The 24,689-nt window shown below is 41.2% G+C and carries 22 protein-coding genes and 1 pseudogene; 9 read left to right on the forward strand and 14 right to left on the reverse strand.

The genetic code is table 11. The features are described 5' to 3' along the window. Window positions 1–343: 343 nt before the first annotated feature. From FCR06_RS00460 to FCR06_RS00475, 4 genes are all read right to left on the reverse strand, one after another. Window positions 344–2,224 (reverse strand): N-acetylmuramoyl-L-alanine amidase, encoded by a 1,881-nt coding sequence (locus FCR06_RS00460; RefSeq protein WP_138496903.1) that lies wholly within the window; start codon window positions 2,222–2,224, stop codon window positions 344–346. A gap of 888 nt (window positions 2,225–3,112) precedes the next feature. After that, window positions 3,113–4,573: a cation:proton antiporter gene (locus tag FCR06_RS00465; RefSeq protein ID WP_138496904.1), complete on the reverse strand. Its 1,461-nt coding sequence runs from the start codon at window positions 4,571–4,573 to the stop codon at window positions 3,113–3,115. After that, window positions 4,551–5,015 carry a hypothetical protein gene (locus FCR06_RS00470; RefSeq protein ID WP_138496905.1) on the reverse strand — a complete coding sequence of 155 codons (465 nt, stop codon included), beginning with the start codon at window positions 5,013–5,015 and terminating at the stop codon, window positions 4,551–4,553. The genes FCR06_RS00465 and FCR06_RS00470 overlap by 23 nt, the downstream gene beginning before the upstream one ends. Further along, entirely contained in the window at window positions 4,976–5,389 is a 414-nt protein-coding gene (locus FCR06_RS00475; RefSeq protein WP_138496906.1) for an EVE domain-containing protein, read from the reverse strand. Before FCR06_RS00475 ends, FCR06_RS00470 begins: the two co-directional genes overlap by 40 nt. Before the next feature lie 219 nt (window positions 5,390–5,608). Between FCR06_RS00475 and FCR06_RS00480 the strand changes: the two genes are divergently transcribed. After that, complete coding sequence (locus FCR06_RS00480) at window positions 5,609–6,358, forward strand: SIMPL domain-containing protein (protein ID WP_138496907.1); 750 nt, start codon at window positions 5,609–5,611, stop codon at window positions 6,356–6,358. A 78-nt stretch (window positions 6,359–6,436) separates the two neighbouring features. Here the strand turns inward: FCR06_RS00480 and FCR06_RS00485 are convergent, their stop codons facing one another. Then, window positions 6,437–6,799 (reverse strand): single-stranded DNA-binding protein, encoded by a 363-nt coding sequence (locus FCR06_RS00485; protein ID WP_138496908.1) that lies wholly within the window; start codon window positions 6,797–6,799, stop codon window positions 6,437–6,439. Between the two features lie 369 nt (window positions 6,800–7,168). Between FCR06_RS00485 and FCR06_RS00490 the strand changes: the two genes are divergently transcribed. The 3 genes from FCR06_RS00490 to mreD all read left to right on the forward strand — a co-directional run bounded on the left by FCR06_RS00490 (window position 7,169) and on the right by mreD (window position 9,734). Further along, the gene (locus tag FCR06_RS00490; protein WP_138496909.1) at window positions 7,169–8,176 is read left to right on the forward strand and encodes a rod shape-determining protein; all 1,008 of its coding nucleotides are present in this window, start codon (window positions 7,169–7,171) and stop codon (window positions 8,174–8,176) included. Window positions 8,177–8,275: 99 nt separating this feature from the next. Beyond that, on the forward strand, window positions 8,276–9,076 hold the full coding sequence (gene mreC / locus FCR06_RS00495) for a rod shape-determining protein MreC (RefSeq protein ID WP_138496910.1): 801 nt from the start codon (window positions 8,276–8,278) through the stop codon (window positions 9,074–9,076). A 25-nt stretch (window positions 9,077–9,101) separates the two neighbouring features. After that, a complete protein-coding gene (mreD, locus tag FCR06_RS00500; RefSeq protein ID WP_138496911.1) occupies window positions 9,102–9,734 on the forward strand; it encodes a rod shape-determining protein MreD in 633 nt (210 codons plus the stop codon). A 210-nt stretch (window positions 9,735–9,944) separates the two neighbouring features. Here the strand turns inward: mreD and FCR06_RS00505 are convergent, their stop codons facing one another. The 3 genes from FCR06_RS00505 to FCR06_RS00515 form a co-directional block, all read right to left on the reverse strand. After that, complete coding sequence (locus FCR06_RS00505) at window positions 9,945–10,583, reverse strand: histidine phosphatase family protein (RefSeq protein WP_138496912.1); 639 nt, start codon at window positions 10,581–10,583, stop codon at window positions 9,945–9,947. Window positions 10,584–11,305: 722 nt separating this feature from the next. After that, window positions 11,306–11,488, reverse strand: a complete 183-nt coding sequence (locus tag FCR06_RS00510) for a CsbD family protein (protein WP_138496913.1) — start codon at window positions 11,486–11,488, stop codon at window positions 11,306–11,308. Between the two features lie 342 nt (window positions 11,489–11,830). Continuing rightward, entirely contained in the window at window positions 11,831–12,298 is a 468-nt protein-coding gene (locus tag FCR06_RS00515) for a hypothetical protein (protein WP_138496914.1), read from the reverse strand. Between the two features lie 249 nt (window positions 12,299–12,547). Here FCR06_RS00515 and uvrB point away from each other — a divergent pair, with 249 nt between their 5' ends. Beyond that, entirely contained in the window at window positions 12,548–14,545 is a 1,998-nt protein-coding gene (uvrB, locus tag FCR06_RS00520) for an excinuclease ABC subunit UvrB (protein WP_138496915.1), read from the forward strand. Between the two features lie 295 nt (window positions 14,546–14,840). Next, window positions 14,841–15,441 (forward strand): annotated as a pseudogene (locus FCR06_RS00525) (Uma2 family endonuclease). Window positions 15,442–15,495: 54 nt separating this feature from the next. Here the strand turns inward: FCR06_RS00525 and FCR06_RS00530 are convergent. From FCR06_RS00530 to FCR06_RS00545, 4 genes are all read right to left on the reverse strand, one after another. Beyond that, on the reverse strand, window positions 15,496–16,116 hold the full coding sequence (locus FCR06_RS00530; protein WP_138496916.1) for a hypothetical protein: 621 nt from the start codon (window positions 16,114–16,116) through the stop codon (window positions 15,496–15,498). Window positions 16,117–16,119: 3 nt separating this feature from the next. After that, entirely contained in the window at window positions 16,120–16,467 is a 348-nt protein-coding gene (locus FCR06_RS00535) for an STAS-like domain-containing protein (protein ID WP_138496917.1), read from the reverse strand. An 18-nt stretch (window positions 16,468–16,485) separates the two neighbouring features. Continuing rightward, window positions 16,486–17,400: a hypothetical protein gene (locus tag FCR06_RS00540; protein ID WP_223279996.1), complete on the reverse strand. Its 915-nt coding sequence runs from the start codon at window positions 17,398–17,400 to the stop codon at window positions 16,486–16,488. A gap of 98 nt (window positions 17,401–17,498) precedes the next feature. Next, a complete protein-coding gene (locus FCR06_RS00545) occupies window positions 17,499–18,119 on the reverse strand; it encodes a hypothetical protein (protein WP_138496918.1) in 621 nt (206 codons plus the stop codon). Between the two features lie 168 nt (window positions 18,120–18,287). On the opposite strand from FCR06_RS00545, the gene FCR06_RS00550 reads away from it, so the two are divergent. The 3 genes from FCR06_RS00550 to FCR06_RS00560 all read left to right on the forward strand — a co-directional run bounded on the left by FCR06_RS00550 (window position 18,288) and on the right by FCR06_RS00560 (window position 20,725). Then, the gene (locus FCR06_RS00550) at window positions 18,288–19,055 is read left to right on the forward strand and encodes an SDR family oxidoreductase (protein ID WP_138496919.1); all 768 of its coding nucleotides are present in this window, start codon (window positions 18,288–18,290) and stop codon (window positions 19,053–19,055) included. 91 nt (window positions 19,056–19,146) lie between these two features. Next, window positions 19,147–19,863, forward strand: coding sequence for a rhomboid family intramembrane serine protease (locus FCR06_RS00555; RefSeq protein ID WP_138496920.1), 717 nt, complete (start codon window positions 19,147–19,149; stop codon window positions 19,861–19,863). A 190-nt stretch (window positions 19,864–20,053) separates the two neighbouring features. Continuing rightward, window positions 20,054–20,725, forward strand: a complete 672-nt coding sequence (locus tag FCR06_RS00560; RefSeq protein ID WP_138496921.1) for a rhomboid family intramembrane serine protease — start codon at window positions 20,054–20,056, stop codon at window positions 20,723–20,725. A 169-nt stretch (window positions 20,726–20,894) separates the two neighbouring features. Here the strand turns inward: FCR06_RS00560 and FCR06_RS00565 are convergent, their stop codons facing one another. Together FCR06_RS00565 and FCR06_RS00570 are read right to left on the reverse strand one after the other, a co-directional pair. Next, entirely contained in the window at window positions 20,895–23,069 is a 2,175-nt protein-coding gene (locus FCR06_RS00565) for a GumC family protein (protein WP_138496922.1), read from the reverse strand. Window positions 23,070–23,176: 107 nt separating this feature from the next. Then, window positions 23,177–24,520 (reverse strand): polysaccharide biosynthesis/export family protein, encoded by a 1,344-nt coding sequence (locus FCR06_RS00570; RefSeq protein ID WP_138497158.1) that lies wholly within the window; start codon window positions 24,518–24,520, stop codon window positions 23,177–23,179. Window positions 24,521–24,689: the final 169 nt, after the last annotated feature.

Consider the following 24,689-nt stretch of genomic DNA (forward strand, 5'->3'; position numbering starts at 1 on the left):
TCTGATTTTGCCATGCCATTAGCCTAGATAAATTAGACCTCCAAAGCATCAGATGACAATAAACAAACAACCTACTCCTGTCCCGCTCTAAGAATACCTAAATTTTTTAGGTAAGCTCCTGACGCTTGCTAGCAGTTAGCGTCAAGCAGGAGAAGAGATAAGTAATTTCTTAATGGCAAGAGAGTAATTTAGAATGATCAAACTTGGGAGTTTAATATTTTGATGACTCCAACTCAGGTAAATTTGTTCTCAGCACCAGCAATAACTCATTAGAATTACTATTAAATTGTATAAATTTAGTAATCATTTAAATGTATTTACTCAACAATTTAGACAAAATTACTTATCTTCTCTTTAGGTACTGAAGGATGCCACGAGCGATCGCTTCTGCCATTCTATTTTGGTAAGCTGAGGTTCTGAGCCTAGCCATATCTTCTCGACCAGTCATATAACCTGTTTCCACCAGAATTGAGGGCATAGAACTTTTTCTGAGTACATAAAATCTAGCTCGCCGCACTCCCCTGTCTTTGAGAGTACCAATACTTTGGAGAATGTTAGTGCGGACAACACGAGCTAGACTCAAACCGCTGTCATAATAATAGACTTCTAAGCCATTCACATCTGGACGACTCGCACCGGCTGAATTAGCGTGGATGCTAACAAACACATCAGCATTAGCTCTTTCTGCCATTTCTACTCGTCCAGGAAGGGTAACAAAATAGTCAGAATCCCTAGTCATAATAACTTGTAGACCATTTTGCTGCAAAATCTCTGCTACCCTTTTACCAATAGGCAAGATAACATCCTTTTCGCGTGCCCCCCCAATACCAATTGCTCCAGAATCTTTACCACCGTGTCCGGGGTCAATAATGACTACCAGTCGCCCATTGCTGACTCGGCGTTGTGGTTGTGTTACAGGTCGGGGGTTGGAATTATTTGGGTCTGGGAATGAGCCTCGGTTGATTGGTGGTAGCGGAGGTATAGTATAGGGAGGTCTGCCAGGAAGTGTGACAACTCGACGAGAGCCTTGTATCGGGACAGCCAAAAGCCGATCACTGATTGGATTTGGTTGGCCAAGTTGGACTCCCGGTGCTGGTTGAACTAAAACGATAACTGTATTAGGTTGTTGTGATTGCAGGCGTACTCGGAGAATGGGGCTATTGGCAGCAAACGTAGGTCCTGTAACTCTGTGAGCTAACTTTGCATTGCCAATTGTGAGGCGGAATAAACCAGAGCTTCTATCCCAGACTCCCCTAGCAGATACAGTTTGGTCAGTTCTAATCAGCAGTTGTGTGCCATTATCAGCCAGTTCCACCGACTCAATTGTGGCTGGCGAGTTGTTAGCTAATGGTGTGCTGGGAAAGGAAACGGATTCAGACTGATTGTCAAAATTATTACTTGTAGGTAATGTGACAATGCGAGTAGGCAGAACCACCAAACCACCACTATTACTGGTACTTACTCGCCAATCTGGGCTATTTTTATTGACTCGCAAAGTTAAACGAACACCAGGGGGTTGAGTTTGTAATTGGGTGAATTCAACACGACTAACCCCAAACTTGTTAACAGACTGATTATTTTGCTGTATCAACCGTGGTGATAAAGATGCGCCAGAAATGTCCATGAAGATGCTAGCGCGATCGCGGCTACGAATTACTTGAATTGGAGGATTAGCACCGCTGGTGCGGATGAAAAACCCATCGCCTGTGACTTGTAGGCTCTCAATTTGAGTCGCCGCCTGGGGAGTGGTGGCGACCCTTGAAAGATTGGGTCTAGGACTAGAATCTGGAGTTACTACACTATAAATATTTCTTGGAGGTGATGCTACTTTATCGACTTCTGGTCTAGGTAATTGCACCGTCCACCGCTCGCCAGTTATGCCCACAAATTTCACTCTCTTGGGGTCTAAAGTATAACCAGGAGTCAATTCGACGACTATGCGCGTTGTTTCGCTCTCAAACTGCCCAACACGGATAGAACGAATACCACCACCTACCTGCTGGGTGACCTGAGGACGCCCAAACGTGGTTCCTGGCAAATCAATTACCAAACGAGTCGGGTTGAAAATTAGTTGTGCTTGGGGTTGAACATTGCCTAAAGTATTAATTTCCAACTTATTTTGATTGGCATCAAAGCGCCACGATTCTAGTCTCCCAGCCATTGCTGGCGACGATAGCATCAAGATAGTTCCAATAGTGCTGGGTAGTAACCAGTCTAATTTCACAGTCCTTTCTCCTAATTCACATTCATGGGAGTCTTCAGTAGTGCTAAGTTGCAAGTTTTGAGTTGCCCTTCGCCCTTGAAAGAAGTTCAGATCTAAAGAACTTCAAGTTCTTAACTTCTCATATTGTTGTAACCCCCAGATTAAATTGCGACTCAATGAGTGTTTTTAATCTGCTTTATTTAATTTATGACTTAGATTCGTTGCTGAGCAATGCTTGAGTCAATATTTAACTCTTTGGTATATCACACCGTCACCACCTAAACTTGAGTTTTGATGCCTTTTTTGATTGTTAATTTGGTATAAAGACACACTAAAATCAATATTAGTTATCAGTTAACAATTGCTAGGTTTTATACTGGAATTTCAATCCAGTGTAAAAACTTCTATCTCAAAAAGTGGGGGACTTTGACTCCCAAGAAAGCTAGATAACTGATGATTGATAACTCTTGACAAATAACTGTTTGTTGTTTGTTGCCATTGATGCACTGAGTAAATAATTCCTACTACTTTCAGTTGAGCTAGCAAAATTTATAGATGTTACTCCCCAATTACTTAAAAAATCTTCAAATGAAGAGTGATATCAATCTACTTTCTAAATCGTAACTTTCACTTTAGAGGGGTAGAGACTGAACAAGAGAAATTTATAAATTACGCTTCAGGATGCAAATTGGTATGAAGAGGAGAGGAAAACTGGAAATAAGTAACATTCCAAATACTAGTAGAAATTACAAACAAACGACAATTTTATAATCACAAGGGACGGAAATTTAAGGACAGAAGTTTCCACTTGAGAAGCGAGGGGATTAAGAGACGCTCTGACGCGGGGATGAGGGAGATGAGGGAGAAGAACTTTAAACTCCTGACTCCCAATGCCTCATACCCCAGTAATTAACTATCCTCAGATTCTGGAATTACTTCTGACACTGATACCTTCGACTGAGGTGGTTCAATTACCAACGATGTCCCAGAAGCACCGTCTAAAATCAGTTGCTCTGAGCCTGCATCCACAGTTTTTGGTTCTGGAAATACGAATCGTAACAAGGGGGGAGCTAAAAAGGTGGTTAAGATAACCATCATGATGATTGCTGCTCCTAATGGTTTCGAGAGAACGCCGCTAGCAGCGCCGACACCAGCAAATACTAACCCGACTTCACCTCTTGGAATCATCCCCACACCGATCGCTAAACGGTTGATTTCTGGTTGACCAAACACGCTTAAACCTGTGATTACTTTACCAAGAATGGCTACTGTAATCAGGAAAGTTGCCATAATTAGACCTTCGCGATTATCAGGAATCGCTGGGTTTAAGACTCCCAAATCCGTTTTTGCACCAACAGTCACAAAGAAAATTGGCACTAGCATATCAGCAATCGGACAGACTTGTCTTTGTAGTTCTTTGCGCTTATCTGTCTCTTCTAGGACTAAACCTGCGGCAAAAGCTCCCAGAATTGCTTCTAACTGGATGACAGCAGCTAGATATGCCATTGCAAAAGCAAAAATGAATGCTGGTATAACCAATCCGCCACGTGTTTTGAGTTTATCAGCGATCGCCACAAAGGATTTATTGAAAACATTGCCTAGCAAGATTGCTCCCAAAATAAAACCAGTGGCACTGATAATCAAATAAATGACTTTGCCAACATCCACCACGCCATCTTTAGCTAAACTGGCAACTACTGCTAAGACGATGATTCCCAGGACATCATCAATTACAGCAGCACCGAGAATAATCTGCCCTTCTTTAGAATTGAGTCGCCCCAGTTCTGACAGCACTTTGGAAGTAATCCCAATACTAGTAGCAGTCAAAGCCGCCCCTGCGAAAATTGCGGGGACAGCACTGATACCAAACAAAGTCATCAATCCTACAGTACCAGCGGCAAAGGGTACTGCCACCCCCACCACTGCAACAACGCTGGCTTGGATACCCACTGCCATTAAGTCTTTTAAGTTCGACTCCAAACCAATTTCAAACAGCAGGATGATCACGCCCAATTCTGCCAAAACGGAAACGACTTCTGACTGTGCTGCAAACACTGCTGGAGTGGCTTCGGGAGATAAACCAGCTGTAGTTTGCAGGAAAGTCATAATCAAAGAGTTAGAACTGTCTGTGCCGCCTTCTGGAAATACCAAAAGATGGAGAACAGAGATACCTACTACCACGCCACCTACGAGTTCTCCTAAAACCGGCGGAAAACCCACTTGGTTTGATAACTCCCCACCAAGTTTGCTGGCAAGGTAAATGACTACTAAACTGAGTAGCACTGCTGCTACTACCATTGAATTGTCTGCGGCTTGTGTTGCGCTAGCCAGCAGAGGAAAAAAGAAGTTACTTGGATTTAACAAATGCATTGGGTTGTGTGAAAATCCTTCTCTTTGATTCTGACGTGTTTCTGAAAAACATCTGTCTTTCGATATGATATTTGCAGCTTTTGAAAGGGATTGGGGACTCAGGATTGGGGAGAAAGGAGTGAAAGAGAGTTAAAACTTTAAGAATCACGCTCAGAAGCTCAACGTTCACCCTCAGAAGCTCAACATTCACCCTCAGAAGCTCAACTTTCATCCTCAGAAGCTTAACTTTCACCCTCAGAAGCTCAACTTTCACCCTCAGAAGCTCAACTTTCACCCTCAGAGGCTCAACATTCACCCTCAGAAGCTCAACTTTCACCCTCAGAAGCTCAACGTTCATCCTCAGAAGCTCAACTTTCACCCTCAGAAGCTCAAGTTCAAATTTTACTCCCCAATCGCCAGTCCCTAGTCCCCACTCTCCAGTAAATCCATCAAGCGCTGCCAATAGTCTTGAGAAACCGGGACTACAGACAGTCTAGGAAGTCGCAGCAAGTCGAAATCCGTAAATTTTTCATCCTGCTTGATTTGGGCTAAGGTGACGGGTTGCTTTACTCTTTGTACTGCCTGCACATCCACAACTAGCCGTTTGCTATCGTTGAGTGCTGGATCAGTATAAGGTTGACTAATTATTTCTGCTACGCCGATGAGTTGTCGTTCTTTACCTGTGTGATAAATCAACGCCAAATCACCAATCAGCATGGTACGTATATGTTTGAGCGCTAGAGGATTGTTAACTCCATCCCAAATTGTACTGCCGTCCCGTTCCAAATCGAAGTAAGAATAGTTTTCTGGTTCAGTTTTCAGCAACCAATACGCCATACCCAAATTTCCAAATAGATTAATGTAATTTTTTTAGTTTCCAAAAACGTAACCATTCCCGCTTTTGATTCTGGCAGTGTCAAAGTATAAACATACAAATCGTATCTAGCGATCGCATTTGAATTATGAAAAACTTGTGATAGCTGTTAACTTTGAACAGCTACCACAGGATTGCTATATACGCTGATTAAAACATCTGTTGTGAGGAGTGCAAATCTGATGACTAGAGCCGCTTTACCCGGTTCTGCATTTCCATCGGGAAATTTGTGGAAAATACTGTCTTTAACTTTACTTTTATGTACAACTTTTACACTACCTGCATTAGCACAAGAAAAGGAGAAAATGTGGCGAACCCTGACTGTCAATGGTCGTGGAATGGAAGCAATTCCCACAACCATAGCGCAAGTCAGTTTAGGAGTGGAAGTTCAAGGTAAAACTGCCCAAGAGGTACAGCAAGAAGCCGCCCGTAGATCATCGGCTGTAGTTGCGTTTCTGAAAAACCAAAACGTGGACAAATTACAAACTACTGGTATCCGACTCAACCCAGTTTATAGCTACACCAATAATGTGCAACGGCTTACAGGCTATACTGCCAATAACTCCGTAAGTTTTCGTATTTCCGTTGAGCAAACTGGTACATTATTAGATGGTGCTGTGAAAGCTGGTGCAACACAAATTGATGGTATTAGTTTTGTTGCGAATGATGAAGCGATCGCTAGGGCACAAAACGAAGCATTAGCAGAAGCCACTCAAAACGCTAGGCAGCAAGCTAATGCTGTTTTCACTGCCTTGGGTTTGTCACCCAAAGAAGTAGTAAGCATTCAAGTTAATAATGCCAGTCCGCCCCCAACACCTGTGTTATACCGTGCTGAGGCTGGCAAGTTAGCTCAACAAGCTGACGCTTCCACCCCTGTGATTGGTGGCGAACAGCAAGTAGAAGCATCGGTGACGTTGCAAATTAGTTATTAATCGAGACGCGATTAACCCTTGTCTGTACTATAGTTATTAGTCCTTTGTGCTGACAAAGGACTGATGACTACTGACCGATTAAAAATGTTCTGAAGACATATCTGCCATACCACCTTCTGCATCTCGCTTAGAACCTAATAAATCTAATTGGTCTACTTGGATAACTGGTGAGGAACGGTTTGCTCCTGTTTGGCGATCGCTCCATGTGTCAAACTTTAAAGAGCCTTTGATGGCAATTTGCCTGCCTTTACGTACATAATTACCTGCCACCTCAGCCGTTTTTCCCCATAGTTCCAAATTAAACCAATCGGTATGTTCGCCTTCTTTTGTACGACGATTAACTGCTAGCGTCAATTTACACTTGACACTACCAGACTCAAAATATTTAATCTCTGGGTCGCCACCTACACGACCAATAAGGGTGACAATATTGATACTCATGTGCCCTACCTTTTAGTACAAGCGTACTGACTGTTCTAGACTCTTATCATAGCGAATTGTCAAACTATTGAAAATAATGTGTTAAACAGTTAACAATATAATTGAATTGAAAAATGATACATACTACTTGGAGAAACACATAAAAGTATACGGATATACTAACTTCACGAGAGAATATCAAAAAATAAATGCCTGAGACATAGTAAATATTGCTGGGAATTATATAAAAATATAGTCTAGTTTACTGGACTCAGGATACAAACGAATAGCATATAACACTATTAACTCTTACTGTTGTAGTCAAAAAGTAACATATAGGGGGCTTAGAGACGCGTGGGTCTTTTCAGGAACTTTCGCACATCATGGGATATGGGTATCGACCTCGGTACTGCTAACACCCTTGTTTATGTATCTGGTAAAGGTATTGTACTCCAAGAACCTTCGGTGGTTGCCATCGATCAAAATGAAAAGGTAGCCTTGGCTGTGGGGGAAGAAGCCAAGAAAATGCTCGGTCGGACGCCTGGAAATGTGATTGCTCTCCGCCCCCTGCGCGATGGTGTAATCGCTGACTTCGAGGTCGCCGAGCTGATGCTCAAAAGCTTTATTCAACGTGTAAATGAAGGTAGATCCCTAATTTTACCCCGGATTGTCATTGGCATTCCTAGTGGTGTCACAGGAGTAGAAAGACGAGCTGTGATGGATGCAGCTCAACAAGCTGGGGCAAGAGAAGTTTACTTAATTGATGAACCTGTAGCGGCGGCAATTGGTGCTGGACTACCTGTTACTGAACCTACTGGTAACATGATCATTGATATTGGTGGCGGCACCACAGAAGTTGCAGTGCTAAGCCTTCAAGGTACGGTACTGAGCGAATCAGTACGCATTGCTGGGGATGAGCTCACTGACTCAATCGTTCAGTACCTAAAGAAAATGCACAACTTAGTGATTGGTGAACGTACTGCCGAGGAGATTAAGATTCGGCTTGGCTCTGCCTATCCCACTAACGATGATAACGATCTGATGATGGAAGTTCGGGGCTTACATTTACTTTCTGGTCTGCCACGAACTGTAACAATCAAAGGCCCAGAAATCCGTGAAAGTATGCTCGAACCGTTATCGGTAATTATAGAAGCTGTGAAGCGGACATTGGAACGCACGCCTCCAGAACTAGCAGCAGATATTATTGACAGAGGTATTATGCTGGCTGGTGGTGGTGCTTTGCTCAAAGGTATAGATACCCTAATTAGCCATGAAACAGGTATTGTGACCCACATTGCCGCCGATCCTTTAAGCTGTGTTGTGCTAGGGACAGGTCGTGTGTTAGAAAACTTTAAGCAGATGGAACGAGTATTCAGCGCTCGCTCTCGCAATATGTAGCGAAAAAATATCAGACTTGAGTTCTATTTGAGTTCTATTTGGGTTTTATATAAATAGAATCCAGGTAGAACTTAATTTATTAAGTATATAAAGGTATATATGGTTACAGTACGGCGTTGGTGGGATCATAAGGGGTTACAAATCGGGCTGTTAGCTCTAGTAGCTGGTAGTGCTTGGATAGTGCGACAGACTCAAGGTGAATTGGTGCTTGAGACATACTATGCAATTACCCGTCCGTTGCAGATGTTACAGTCAGGGCCAACTCCAGAAGAACGTCTTACAAATGCCCGGACATTAGAGTTGCAAACTCGGATAGTAGATTTGGAAAGTGAAAATAAAAAGTTACAAAATTTATTGGGCTATGTAGAAAAAGAGCCACTAGCATCAAGACCAATACCAGCACGGGTGGTAGGACGTAGTGCTGACCAGTGGTGGCAACAAGTTACTCTAAATCGGGGTGCGAATTCTAGAATTGAGCAAGGCTATATAGTCAAAGCAGATGGCGGATTAGTGGGTCTAGTGGAAAGTGTAACTCCCAATACTAGCCGCGTCTTGTTAATCAGCGACCTTAAGAGTCAAGTAGGTGTAACAATTAGCCGCACCGCTGCTAAAGGTGTTTTGCGAGGAGATTCTTCTGCCGAAGCTGTACTAGAGTTTTATGAAAAAGTCCCAAATGTAAAAGTAGGAGATTTAGTTTCCACATCTACTTATAGTCAGAAATTTCCATCCGGCTTAGCAATAGGACGAATCAAGTCCCTAGATTTAAAGAAACTCCCAGCTTCAGTGGCAAAAGTTGAGCTTTTTCCGCCAATACGCTTTCTAGATTGGGTAGCAGTCTATCCAAAATTAGAAAACCCAGATTTGGAAAGCCAAAAATCGACAGATCAAAAGTCTAAGTAAATTCTTCGATAAAATCCACAGAAAAATGAAGATTCCTGCATTTGTTGGCAGCAGACAGAAAAAGCCAAAATCGCCAAACCGAAAATCGAAAATCAAAATTCCACCGCTTTCTCGTTGGCATCCTACTGTACGTCAGTTGACGGCTTGGATGGTGACAGTTGGGTCTGTGCTGTTATGTTTACTATTATTGCCAACCCGCCTCCCAGGTATGGAATTATTGGGAATTGGGCCAAACTGGCTATTAATTTGGGTGGTAGCTTGGAGTGTGAAGCGCACAATATTTACTGGAGCATTGGCAGGTATAGTTTTGGGGCTACTTCAAGATGGAATGACATCACCTCATCCTACTCATGCCCTGAGTTTAGGTATAGTTGGAATTCTCACAGGTTTACTTCAGAAACAGCGCTTCATGGAAGAAGATTTTATTTCTATTGCTGTGATTGTTTTTGGTATGGCAATTTTAGGAGAAACTATCTTTGGGTTGCAATTAACTTTCATGAGTGATGCCTACGGTGGGCAGAGTCTACGCCTTGCAGATATTTGGACATATTACCAACGTGTCGCTCTTGCTTCTGCAATTCTTAGTAGTCTCTGGGCACCTGTGGTCTATTATCCCCTGAATCTTTGGTGGCAGCAGATGAAATTATTAGAGCAATAGTCAGTTAGAGGGATGACGGAAAGCAGATTTGTAGATTTGTAGCAACTGCTTTAAAAGTCAAAACGCACAGATGAATGGTGCATTGTGCTGCGCTATAACGCAGGTAAAAAAGTTAATATTTACTTTATAAATGGTCTCTCAACCACAGTTAGAGTCAAAAGAACAAGGGAGACAAGAATAATAACTCCGAACTTTTAACTTTTAACTTCCTCACGTTCCTGGCAAATTTCGCAAACGCTCATCCAAATGAGTACGGTCTGCCAAAGCTTTCAACAACGGGCCATGTGAGGTAAACTCTACAATACTTATCGACCCCACAGGACATCCCAAACGAAACCGGAAGCGTCCGACATCAATTCCTAATAAATTACATAAAATAATTCTGATAGTTGCTTTGTGAGAAACTACTAAAATATTGCCACTACTGTAATTTTGCTTGATTTCTTCAATTACTTGCATGGCGCGAGAAGCAATTGTAACTGCCATTTCTCCACCATTTGGCGCATTCCAAGCGGGATCTGCTGACCAGCGAATATAATCATCGTGATATTCACGGCTGATTACTTCTGGGGTTTTTTCTTCCCACTTCCCATAATCAATTTCCTTCAAACCATCCCTAAGTTGTGGTTCCATCGCTATGGTTTGATATAAAGGTTTTGCAGTCTCCATAGTTCGCCGCATTGGACTACAAAAGATTGCTGTCCAATGTGTAGAATTATATGCATCGGCAAAAGCTTTTGCCATTTCCAAGCCTTCCGGGGTAAGTTCTGAGTCTATAGAACCACAGAAGGAATTATTCCGACTACATTCTGTCTGTCCGTGACGGAGGAAATAAAGAGTTAGGCTCATACTATCAACGCAACTACATATCTTTTTTATACCTAATTTTTGCTGGCACTAGTTAAAAAAGGGTGGGCTATGCCCACCATACTTTGTTAAGCAACACAACAAATTACAGCAGAATTGAGAATTAGAACCGACTCTGGACTTAGTTACCAGATCTAGATAGTTTACTTCACGCTTATTGAAATCTGCTATAATAATTGAGAATTTATTTGCAACTACTTAACCACTTATGAGTTGTAATTGAAATAGTACTTTTACTAGAATATTACTCAAAAACTTAATAATAACTTGTTGAGGTGTTAATACTTTACGTAAAGATATTTAGATAATTATGATTAACTGAGGACGCGAGTTTGCTAATGTTATCAGCACTACTTAAACTAAGTCATCAATATTTTGCAAATATGCTAAGCTATAATTATTTTTTCGTTGCTAACCTTGAATAATAAATAAAATAGCTAGTAATCTTAGCTAATTGAATTTATCAGGTTTGAATTTGTTAGAGATGAATTTCTGACTAGAAAAATAGTGGATTATATGAATTGTAGAGACGTAATTAATTACGTCTCTACATTATTTTTATTAGTCAAGCTAATATCTTTCTTATCCTTGCTCAGGGAGTGAAAAATGATTTAAGCTTGATTTTTAAACATCTCATATTAACTTTGCAAAATTCGACACACCATGGTTGTCTTTCCTATACCTTTTGCAAAAAAATATCAAATCTAGTCAACTTTTTTCTTGATATTGTCTTTCACGTCTTCAATACCATGACGCACTTCGCTTTCAGCTTGCTTAGCTTTACCTTCAGCTTGGTCTTCTGGATCTCCAGTAACGTTTCCTACTACTTCTTGAGCTTTACCTTCGACATTTTTAGCAGTAGCTTTAGCGCGATCTTCTAAACTCATTTGATACTCCTGTTTACTTAGATTAAAGTTTATCTCAAAGCTATAAACTAACTTTGAAATCCTTTGTTATTACTCATACACGCTAACTTAAAGCTTTTACTAAAGCCTTCCACCACAAGACATATTAAAAAAATTAGATGTGGTAAATTTACAATTTAAAATTAAGAAAAGTGATGCCAGTAAGCATCCTGGCTATTAAGTAGCTGAAAATTTAGATACAAGAAGGTTAGTTACCTATGCTAAAAGACATAGAACAAAAACAAATATCTTTGGATTATTGAAACTAAAAACCCAGTTCCATAGAGAGACTGGGTTAATAAAGTTATAGAAATATTTTTTTGTCTAATCTAGAAAACCCATGAGGTTTGTAGAATCATCAATATCATTTGATGCTACTGGACGGTTACCGAATACTGAATAGCTTTGAGCTACTACTAGTGAACTTGAGCTAACTGGACGAATACCAGAAAGGTTAATATTTTCAACGACTTGAATGTGATTTGCACCAATTGGACGAATACCCATTGCATTATAAGTTTCAACAACTTCTAACTTACTGGTGCTAACAGGACGCACCCCAGCGATTGAAAGTTTTTCAGCAACTTCCAAGTCGCTACTACCTATGGGACGAGTTCCAGCAATGGCCAATGTTCCAGCAGTTTCCGGCCCTGAGGTTTCGCTAACCAGATCAACTCGATCTCCATTCAAGCTTTGTGCTTGATGATTTTCAACTTCCACTGTAGTTTCCCCTTTCAGCTTTGCATAGTTTTGCCGAGAACCGATTGTTTTGGAACTGCTGCTAATAGCCATAACCGAATGCCTCTTGTTTATTAATTGAATTTTACAATACTTAAGGAAAGATAAATTTTTTCCTATATATGAGAGTTTAACCTTAAAAAACCTCATATAGATATAAATATCTTTAAAACTGATACATAAGTAAATTAAAATAGTAAATCTTTGTAAAGTAATATTGCTATTTAATGGCTTGATTACCCAGCTACAATAGATAAAGGGTGAAATCGTTACCATCAGACAGGGTATTTCCAGCAAAACTGTATGACAGAATTTTGTCTTCAAGCTCCCTTTAGTCCGACAGGCGATCAACCGCAAGCGATCGCCGAACTCAGTGCTAGTATCCAAGCTGGCAATCGTTACCAAACTTTACTAGGTGCTACAGGAACAGGTAAGACATTTTCAGTAGCAGCAGTGATTGAGAAAATTGGCAAGCCTACTTTAGTCCTGGCGCATAATAAAACTTTAGCTGCACAACTTTGTAACGAACTGCGAGAGTTTTTTCCTAACAATGCAGTAGAGTATTTCGTCAGCTACTACGATTACTATCAGCCAGAAGCGTATATTCCTGTTACCGACACTTATATCGAAAAAACGGCGGCAATTAATGATGAAATAGATATGTTGCGGCATTCAGCGACGCGATCGCTTTTTGAACGCCGTGATGTGATTGTTGTTGCTTCCATTAGTTGCATCTACGGTTTAGGAATGCCAGCAGAATATCTCAAAGCTGCCATCCCTCTCCAGATAGGTATGGAAGTAAATCAACGTCAAATTTTACGGGATTTGACAAACGTGCAATATAGCCGCAACGACATAGAAATGGGTCGGGGAAAATTTCGCGTCCGGGGTGATGTTTTAGAAATTGGCCCAGCATACGAAGACCGAATAATTCGCGTCGAATTTTTTGGTGATGAAATAGATGCGATTCGTTATATCGACCCAGTAACGGGTGAAATTATCAAAAGTTTAGAAGCCGTAAATGTTTACCCTGCACGTCACTTTGTTACCCCAGAAGAACGGCTAGAAATAGCTTGTCAAGATATTGCCGCCGAATTAAAACAGCAAAAAGCCGACTTAGAACAAGCCGGGAAATTATTAGAAGCGCAACGCATAGATCAGCGCACACGTTACGACTTAGAAATGCTGCGGGAAGTCGGTTATTGTAATGGTGTCGAAAACTATTCTCGTCATTTAGCAGGAAGACAAGCTGGAGAACCACCAGAATGTTTAATTGATTATTTCCCTAAAGATTGGCTATTAGTTATCGATGAATCTCACGTGACCGTGCCTCAAATTCGCGGCATGTATAACGGTGACCAAGCAAGAAAAAAAGTTTTAATCGATCATGGATTTCGGCTTCCTAGTGCTGCTGATAATCGTCCTTTGAAAGCAGAAGAATTCTGGCAAAAAGCAAGCCAGTGTATTTTTGTTTCCGCGACTCCAGGAAATTGGGAATTAGAAGTCTCTGAAGGTCATATAGTAGAACAAGTAATTCGACCAACTGGAGTGATCGATCCAGAAATTTCTGTACGTCCAACAGAAGGACAAATTGATGATTTGCTAGGAGAAATTAAAGATAGAGTTGACCGCCACGAGCGAGTACTGATTACGACATTAACTAAGCGGATGGCTGAAGATTTAACCGAATACCTGGAAGACCACAGTATTCGAGTGCGGTATTTACATTCTGAGATTAATTCAATTGAGCGAATTGAAATTTTGCAGAAACTGMGCGAAGGTAACTTTGATGTCTTAGTGGGAGTAAACTTGCTGCGAGAAGGTTTGGATTTACCCGAAGTTTCCTTAGTAGTAATTATGGATGCAGACAAAGAAGGTTTCTTGCGAGCCGAACGTTCCTTAATTCAAACTATTGGTAGAGCTGCGCGTCACGTCCAGGGACAAGCAATTTTGTATGCTGATAATCTTACGGATAGTATGATTAAAGCGATTGATGAAACAGACAGACGGCGCGGGATTCAAATGGCATACAATCAAATCCACGGAATTACACCGCAACCGATTGTCAAAAAATCAAGTAATGCAATTTTGTCATTTTTAGATGTATCTCGGCGGTTGAATGCAACTGATTTAAAAGTTGTAGATGAACATCTAGACGAATTACCTTTAGAACAGATTCCAGAATTGATTACTTTGTTAGAAACGCAGATGAAAGAAGCAGCGAAAAAATTGGAATTTGAAGAAGCCGCAAAATTGCGCGATCGCATTAAACAGTTGCGGGATAAAATGCTAGGACGTTAAACAGTCTAATAAGTAGTAATGCAAAATTAAATATACATTGTCATTGCAAGTGTAGCATACTCCTACGGAGAAGCAAGATATGCAAAGTGTTTCGTAGAGAAACCAAACGCAATGACATAGAATAATTTTGCATAACCACTTACCTCACTAGATTGGACGAACTAAATATTTTGGTAATGATACTAACAGACGAACAACAGTATTGCTCAGATTCTCCTTTTCGAGAGGTCATACTAAAAGAGATGTCCTGTTTTCGTTATTCTAAAAAAGTAAATTATTCTCTGATCGCACTTTGATGAGTGCAGAAGAATATCTAGTTTGGGAACCCACTTAAGAGCAACGCTATGAATATTGGGATGGGGAAGTTGTAGTGATGAGCGGTGGTACGCGCAACCATAATCGGGTTTGTGCAAATTTTTTTAAGCTTCTAGATGATGTCTTAGCTGATCGCTCTTGTGAAGTATACATTGTAAATGTGAAAGTGCAGGTAGAATCGGCACAAAAGTATTTTTATCCAGATGTGGTGGTGACTTGCGACGAGCGCGATACCAATCCACAATTAATACAATTTCCCTGTTTAATTATCGAAGTGCTATCACCTTCAACAGAAGCAGTTGATAGGGGAAAAAGTTTGCCAAATATCGTCAATCTCCAACCTTGCAAGAATCTTAGTACAAGTAGAGCAACCTTATGTAGAAGTGTTTCGGCGCAGCGAACAAGGAAAATGGGTGCTGTCAGAGTATAATTTAGATGAAATATTGCGCCTGGAATCAGTGGATGTGGAAATAGCGATGTCTACGACGGGCTACGTCTACGCTGATTTGTATCGCCAAGTGCAGTTTGAAACCGAAGCCACTGATAATTTTGTTCGGGTGCAACCGGAAAGTTTTCTATAAGAGGCGATCGCATTCAGCATTTGCGGGAAAAAATAGCTGGAACGCTAAACCTAATTAGCGCACCACTAACTTATTTTGTGAAGCAGCTTCCTGAATGACATAGTTGTTGCTTGTAAAAACCTGAATACCCGGAACAACATTATAATCTATGTCATCTGTGATGATTTGAATTTGTCCTGCTCCTGCTCTACTAATCGCTTCTAGGAGCAGTAGGTCATAGCCATCAACAGCTTGAGTTTTGAATCGCTTGATGGCTGCATCAGTTGTTGCATCATTTACTGTTAGATCAATAGGAACAGCGATCGCTTTAACCCGACGCCAAGTAAACTGAACTTCAGCAACGACATTCGCCCGTTCTATTGGGTCATTATGCCGATATTCTTTGATTGGTAGCCACCCATGAGATTGGATATAAATCTCATATTCGGTTTTCTCAATAATATGAGCAAGCTCTGCTAAAGTAAGTCCAGAGTAGGTTAGAGTAGCTCCGTTTGAAAGTGCTTGGTTGAGATAGTTGGGATAATTGTTGAGTTGGTAAGATTTAGCGCTAAACGCAGCATTTGCATAAGCGTACCAAAACCAGACGTTCGTATCTACGAAGAAAATATCACCTTGCTGTGAAGTATCAGTTGTGATGTTGATGACATCAGCTCGGATGTTGAGCTTAATCGCCATACCTCAAGGAGTTACAGCTATATTTGCGATCGCTGTATCCACAGCAGCACGATATTTTTCATCAGAGTAATATCGTTTGGCATTAGCCATTACATGTTCCAGAACATCCCACCCATCAGCGTTGAGAGAAGTGAATTCAACTAGCTGGTTCAGTTTCTCTGCTGGAATGTCCTTCAACAATTGACCAAAGGCGAAGTTCACGAATGGAGACGCAAAAACTTTCACGCCTGTAAAATCCAACTCTACAGGTTCGCCAGCTAGCAAAAGTGGATGAATCTGGTCATATAGTTTCTGTCCGCCATCAGCAGTGATGGCATATTCTCCAACAATATCGTAAATTTTGTATACCATTTCTCCATCTCCCGCTCTCTAGAATATTCGCTTCTTGAGTTGAGGAACTTCAGAAGCTAGACAGTAGTAGGACTCATCACATCGAAGGGTAATATTAACTAGCGTCCCCGAAAAACTAGTACATTTGTTTTCATATATGATTCCATTATCCCTTATAGTGACATACCCGTCATTACTGAAAATCATCAAGTTTCCATGATTTTTTTTGACAAATTCTTGTAGTAAATATAAACCTTCACCCTGTCGAACACCATTCTGTTTTGTACTATTTCCCGGCTGAAATGCCCACTCTAGAGCCTCAGTAGCAGTCATGGTTGAGTTTTCAGGTAAAGTGCGAACTCTATTAGGGATACCAATACCAAAGTTGATGACCGTTAACTGGAGCATACCTGCTTTGGGATAGTTTTGACCGCAGCTAAACACGCCTATTGCAGACTGGCTATGCTCAAAGGCATTGAGATATATTTCTACAACTTTTCCTGTAATTGCTTCCTGTAATCTAGGACTGATATTGACCCAACCTTTGCCTAGCCACTTGTATCGTAGGTAGTCAGCTATAGCTATAGGGTCATGCTGGCGATCGCTCCTAAAAGGGATAGAGTTACCATCCCAAGGTTCCCAATTGTAGCCAAAATCGCATAAAAAACCATTTTGAGCCAAGTTAGTACGAATTTTTTTATCGGTAAGTGTATTCCAGTCGAAAGTCACATCACCACCATTAGCTTCAAGCAGGCGAACCATTCCTCCTAGAAACGCAACACCGATGTGTCCCAGAAATTTGCAATAGTTAAAATTAACTGTAACTTTTAAGTCGTCTTTAGGAAGTTGCGTAATGTCATACCAGTCTCTAAAAAGTCTATCAACATAACGAGGATGGTCGTAGATTGTACGTACATAGAGAATTGGGGGCTGAGTCTTGGTAAGTAAAAGCAAGGCAACTCCAAATAATATTTATTCTCTATAATTGTGAGTAATTTATATAAATAATACTCCAAGCTTAAGAAGGCATCCTCTAGAACACTAATAGTTGACTAGATCCATCCTCGCAGTTTTTTATGTACCTGCGCTAAATACCACATATAATCATCAATCTTGTAATTATCAGCAGCTTTAACTATATATTCCTGAGCTAAATCGAGATTATTTTTAGCTTCGTAATATAAACCTAAATAAAGATGACTGTAAAAATTCCCATTTATCCCTTGCGATCGCCCAACATTTAAAACATCATCTGGCGTACAATTTCCTGCATACAAATTATATACGCGCTGCATCACCCGTCGAGGGTCATTTTTCATAGTTAGTAAGGAATTACGTGCCTCTTCAACACCTGACAAACGAGCTATGCAGAGATATCGCCACACTGTTTCTTCTACATCTTGAGCATTCACAGTCAAATCTATTTCAAACTGTTGAGCGCCTTCAGCAAATCTTTCTGCATAATAGTACGATAATCCACGTTGCCAGAGGTAGGGCTTGACACCGGCATCTAATTGTTCTGCCATATCAAAATCTTCAATAGATTCATCAATTTTGGCCATCTGAAAGTTAACCATCCCTCGACGAATGTAAGCATTAAGATTTTGGGGTTGATTGCGAATGGTTTCGTTCCAGCGCTGGAGTTGATTTTCTAGAGAATTTGCAAAAAACATGAGTTAATAAGTGGGTTTAGTCAGCTGTTGAATTCAAACAAGATGCGGTGAATGGTTTATGGGGTTGTAATTACCTAGATTACGAGAAAAGGCGATCGCATTGCACATCTGCAAGATAAACTCGAATGGTTATTGATAGCTTGAAAAGAAAAAATCAGTATAATTCAAATGAGCAATCGCTGGACACTAACAGGAAAAAAAGCACTGGTTACAGGTGCCACTAAAGGCATTGGACTAGCTGTTGCCAATGAATTGTTATCTCTGGGTGCGGAAGTCACAATTGTGGCACGGAATTCTCAAGATGTCGCTCGACAACTAAGTATCTGGCAACAGACAGAATTACTTGCTTATGGGATTACAGCAGATGTTTCAACTACTGATGGGTGTCAAGCCATCTTTGAGCAGGTTAGCAAAACCTGGGATAAATTAGATATCCTGGTCAATAATKTTGGCACCAATATTAGTAAAAAACTCGTAGAGTACACACTAGCTGAGTATCAGTTCATTATCCAGACAAACCAGGCATCAATTTTTGAGATGTGCCGTCTGTTTTACCCTCTGCTGCAAAATGGCGAGAACAGCAGCATTGTTAATATCAGTTCTGTGGCAGGTTTAGTCTCGAATCGTACAGGCGCTCCTTATGGTATGACTAAAGCTGCTATAAATCAATTAACGCGATCGCTATCAGTTGAATGGGCTTCAGATCGTATTAGAGTAAATACCGTAGCACCTTGGGCTATTCGCACGCCTCTAACTGAGTCTGTACTCGATAACCAAGATTTTCTGAAATTAGTTCTGTCCCAAACACCTATGGGAAGGGTTGGTCAACCGGAAGAAGTAGCGGGTTTAGTAGCATTTCTTTGTATGCCTGGAGCATCTTTTATTACTGGACAATGTATCACTGTCGATGGTGGATTTTTGGCTTTCGGTTTTTAAGTCTTAAAGTCAAATCTATCCACGAGGTAGAAGAAACTACTTGCACAATTCAGTAATGTAAAGTTTGGTCTTAAAGTCAGGAAAAACGCCCGTGGTTCCCATTAGAGATAATAATCCGACAAAAATCACCCCTTATGTAACTTATGGACTGATTGCTGTCAATGTATTCGCATTTCTTTATGAAGCAAGTTTACCTCCACGAGCATTAAATGGGTTTTTACACCTTGCAGCTGTAGTCCCACGAGAACTTACCTTAAGCTTTGCTGGTACCTCTCTACATCAACCAGTACCAGAGTGGGCAACTTTAATTACCTCACAATTTTTACACGGCGGTTTCTTGCACTTAGCTGGTAATATGTTGTTCCTCTGGATTTTTGGTAATAATGTTGAAGATAAATTAGGTCATGCTAAATATTTAGTATTTTATTTAGCTTGCGGTATTTTGGCATCATTGACCCAGTGGTATTTCGCTCAAGATTCTAGCATTCCTTCTTTGGGTGCGAGTGGTGCGATCGCAGGTGTGATGGGAGCGTACATTCTTCGTTTTCCCAAAGCCGAAGTTCTCGGTATAGTGCCTTTAGGGTTTTTCTTCCCGACTTTCCGCGTCCCTGCATATTTCTTTTTGGGATTCTGGTTTCTCCAGCAAGCATTCTACGGACTTGCTAGTTTGGAAGCACCTACCAACATCGGTATGGAAAGCGGCGGTATTGCCTACTGGGCGCATTCAGGCGGGTTTATCTTTGGGGCAATTCTCGGTCCATTATTAGGTTTATTTAGTGATAAATCTGAAGAAGAATCTTGGTCATAGTAGTTCTCAGTAGTTTTGTATTTTTAAGCTCATCCCACTCCTACAAAGGGGGGGATTTTGTATTATTTGTCCTTTAGGGTAACTGTCGAGATATTTTTGCCAAACTACTCTGAGTTAAAATACTTAAACTCAACAACTGCTAGTCATACAAGTTATATTGCAGTTAATCAATAATTTAGGAAAAACACCTGTGTTTCCTCTCTACGATGAAAATCCCACGCGAATCACCCCGTATTTCACCTACGGGTTAATTGGCATGAATGTTTTAGTTTTTATTCACGAGGTAAGTCTGTCAAATACCCAATTAAATCAGTTTTTAAGTCAGTATGCAGTAATCCCTCAAGAGTTAACCACCAATTTATCTGGGGAATGGATAACGCTAATTACGTCACAATTCTTACACGGGGGATGGTGGCATTTAATTTCAAATATGGTGTTTCTTTGGGTTTTTGGCAACAATATTGAAGATCGTTTAGGTCATTTTAAATATTTAATTTTTTATTTGACATGTGGTGCTTTAGCTGCATTGTGCCAATGGTTTATTGGCGTCAATTCTGAGATTCCTTCTTTGGGAGCAAGTGGGGCAATTTCTGGAGTTTTGGGTGCGTACATTATTCGCTTTCCCCACGCTAGAGTAATGACTTTAGTATTTTTGGGGATTTTCATCACCACCATTAGAATTCCAGCACTAGTGATAATTGGACTTTTCTTTGTACAAAATGTGATATCCGGACTTGCAAGCCTGCAAACAGCCGCCCATATGAGTGTGGAAACTGGTGGAGTTGCTTACTGGGCACACATCGGTGGTTTTGTTTTTGGAATAATTCTTGCTCCGGTATTTGGATTGTTTAGACGTGATTAATGGTCACTCCCTGCGGGGAAGTCAAAAGTTAAAAGTCATTTGTCCTCTGTTACAAAGTTCTGTTCGGATGTTTGCTCCGAGTCGTGACTTTGCGCTTTGTCTATTTGTGAATCAGGACGGGGTATTTGGCATTAGTTATTGTTCCCATCTCCCCCATTCCCTATTTTTTCTATGTTTTCCTCGCACCTGCTGAAACTTCTTCTGATTCTTCAACATTTTCTGCTTCTACTTCAGATGGAAACGTAGGTGCAGGCAGAGAAACGATGATATCAGCACCATTAATAATCGCTCCTAATAACCCCAGTTCCGACTCAACCAATTGATCGATTGCTTCGCCCAGCATATTCTCTTCTGTATAATGTGGTCGCGCCACTAGTACCATGCCATCGCTGTAGGGTTGGATTAACAATGGGTCATTAGATAAACTCAACGGACTAGTATCTAATATCACTAAATCAAAACGCTCGCGGACATCATCCATCAGCCGCCGGATTTCGCTTGATTCGAGAATAGCAGCGGATTGCCGCACAGGGCCGGGGCTKGGAATAATGTATAAATTTTCTACATCAGGAACTAAACGAATACATTCACTTAAGTCAGCGTAATAACGCAGGGGTTCAATGGTAGTCTCAGGATCGGGAATTACTTTCAGGGATGCACAACGAGAAGGCGATCGCAAATCTGTTTCAATGATTAAAGTTCTTTTCCCAGCACGAGCAGAAGCAATACCCAAGTTATAAGCACTAGCCGTTTTACCCTCTAGGCTACTGGTACTAGTAATTAACACTACCTTTAAGGTATTACTACCAATCCGCCGCAGATTACTACGGAACTTTTCATAAAACTCTAGATAAGGAGAATCTGGGGAAAGTACCACTGGTACTGCTTCTTTATCCAGATCGTCAACTAGCATTAAAGGCAACTCTCCCAACAGTGGGACTTCGCGTTGCTTGAGGCTCTCGCGGATATCTTCTCTGGTTTTGAAAGTCCCTTCCAATGACCCTAATAAAAATATCACCCCGCCACCAACCAATATACCCAAGAAAGTACCTACAGCTAAGGTAATAGGCACACTCTTAGGCGGTTTGATGTCGGGAATAACTGTCGGCCGTCTGGCAACGCTGAGACTGCTGGTAGTTTCTGCCTCTGCGGTTTTCGCATCCGTTAGCTTCGCCTGCATTTGGTCATAGATGGCTTTTTTAAGTCCAACCTCCTGTTCCAAACGCCCTCGCTCTAATTGCTTATTGGGTATTAAAGAATACTCTTGTCGAAGTCGCGCCTCTTGTTGAATTTCTTGAGCTAGTTGTTGTTGGAGTGTCTCCCGTTGGGTTTGCAAAGCCACCATTTGGTTTGCCAACTGTTGGCGGGCTGGATCTAAGCTTGATGAAGTGCGAATACCAGCAACATTACCCCGAAGTGGAGCCGCCATCCCATTACCACCTAACACTTCAGCAGCACGTTGTTGCAGTAATTCTTCAGCAGCTTGTTTTTGACGCTGCAACTGAATCATGGTTGGGTGTTCGGGTCGTAAATCTTTCCTTAGCAAAGCCATTTGCGACTCGCTTTGATAAATTTGCGATCGCAAGTTGGCAATAATCGGATCGGCACTCAAAGCCGAAGAAATATAAGCCTGTGCGACTGTTAAACCTAACTTATTTTGTAAACTGCGAATTTGTCCATCAACCCCAGATATGGTTAATTGAATTTGCCGTTGGAGATTTTGGCTAGTAGTAACGCCACTGAGCAAACTGCCATTTTCAGCTGCTAATATTGCCGTGCGCTCGATGCGATCATACTGTTCTAACTTCTTTTCAGCAATTTGCAATTCCCGTTTAGCTTGTGGTAAGCGATCATTAATTTTTTCAATAATTGCTTGTAATCGCCCAGTATTGATGTCATTACTCAACTTGATCATTGATTGCATCAATTCCGCCAACACCTCTATGGCTCGTTTGGGATCAGTATCTACATATTTCAGTTCAAAGGTAGTAGATTCTAAGTCTCCAGTCCTAGCGTTTTTTTTAGGCAAAGAAAGGACAACACTTGCACCGAGTTGTTTAGGTTTGATATTTACTCTCTCTGCTACTGCTGCAATTATCTGGTTTGATAATAAAACTTCCTCATTTAGTTCCTTTCCTTGCTGTTGAATTTCACTACCAGTTGCAGAGAAAGTAACTGGTGGTCCAGCATAAGTAAGGGCAGCAGATGCTATGTAACTAGGAGGTGGTTCTGGTTGCATAGCCACCACCGTTGACCCCGCTACAATTAAACCAAAACTAGCTAGTCCAATCCACTTGTATTTTTCAAAAGCAATAAGATAGCGTTTAACAATTGGTGGGGTCATGGCAGAGGCGTATAGTTAGTCATTTATCATTAGTCATTGGGCATGAGGCATTGGTTATTTTTCCCATCTCCCTAATCTCTTCACTCCTTACTCCCTAGTTACTAATTTTAACGTCCGCCGAAGTCATCAAAAAATCGGAGAAAGGACTGGACATTAAAAAACGGTTGAGTAATGGTACTCAAGAAATTAGTAATTCTACCGATCAGGTTCCGACCAACAACAATAACATCATTATCTTGAAGTGGCACGTTTTGAGATGCATCGCCTCCCAGAGCTTTTTTAGCATCAAGTTTTTGGGTAACAGCTTTACCTCGTTCAGGATCAAAGCGAACCAAGGCGATATCGCGGAGGTTAGCTGTGTCAACGTTTACTCCTCCCAAAGCATCTACAAATGTACTGCCATTGGGTAGGGCTTGAGTAGAAAGACCTCCTGCCGCGTAGTTTAAAACTCTGACTCTAATCTGTGGTGTGGCTAAGGACGAACGTGCTACCAGATTGCGGTCATAACCGTCATCATTGCCGACTTCACGACGAGGTACAACGATCGCATCTCCGTCTTGTAAGCGTAAATTAGGGATTGAACCACCATTTTGCAGTGTTGCATACAAGTCAATAGTTTGCGAAACCACTGAACCATCAATTAACTTGCGGCGTATTTGCACTTGTCGCAGGTCTGCATTCACCGTTGAACCACCAGATATTAACAAAGCATCAGCAATGCGGGGTGTTGGTGAATTAATTGGATAAATTCCTGGTCGAAATATTTCCCCACTAATCGTAACTTGGACTGGTCGCGCTCCTAGCAAGGATACTACCACGATCGGATCTACAAAAATTCGACTTAAAGCCAAGCGAATTTTTTCTTGAGCTTCTTCTAAAGTTAAACCTTGTAATGATACCGTTCCGACTTGCGGCACTACAACGTTGCCTTCTGGACTAATTACAGCTTGAAAAGCAAAGTCTTGACGCTGGCTTGCTAGGGCTAAAACTATTACCGGATCGACAACATAACGATTTAAACCCAAGCGAATTTTTTCTTGAGCTTCTTCTAAAGTTAAACCTTGTAATGATACCGTTCCCAGTAACGGTACCACAATGTTACCTTCTGGATTAATTACAGCTTGAAAGCTTAACTCTGGGAAGCGCTGAACCGAAACGCTAATTCCATCTCCGATTCCTAAGCGATAAGGACCAGGAGGACGTTGAAGCACAACGCCAATGGTATCTCCTGGTCCTAAAAAGTAGCGGTTCAGTTGAGGCGAAGTTTCGTTATTTGCACTTGGAGGTATAACGTCCTCAGTACCCGGCACAGGCAAAGGGGGTTGCCCTTGAGATGGGAAAGGCTGAGCAACAACAATTTGGGTAGGTGCTGTTAACAAAACCCCTACTTGAAGACTGACAAAACACAGGGCGCTGAATGCACGCGTATAAGAGTTAGCAGTTATCAACATCTGTGCAGGAAAACTCATGTAAGAATATGGTCGCGCCCATTCGTTATTTTACCTAAAAATGTTCTCAATGTCTCTTTTGTCTGCAAGTATTTACCAAGAAAAAGCCGAAAACTTGTGTCATTTTTAATTTCTAACTTCATATTTTAAACATCTTTTAACTCAGTTTCAG

Source organism: Nostoc sp. PA-18-2419 (genome assembly GCF_005869855.1).
In the GTDB taxonomy this organism is placed as follows: Bacteria; Cyanobacteriota; Cyanobacteriia; order Cyanobacteriales; family Nostocaceae; genus Nostoc.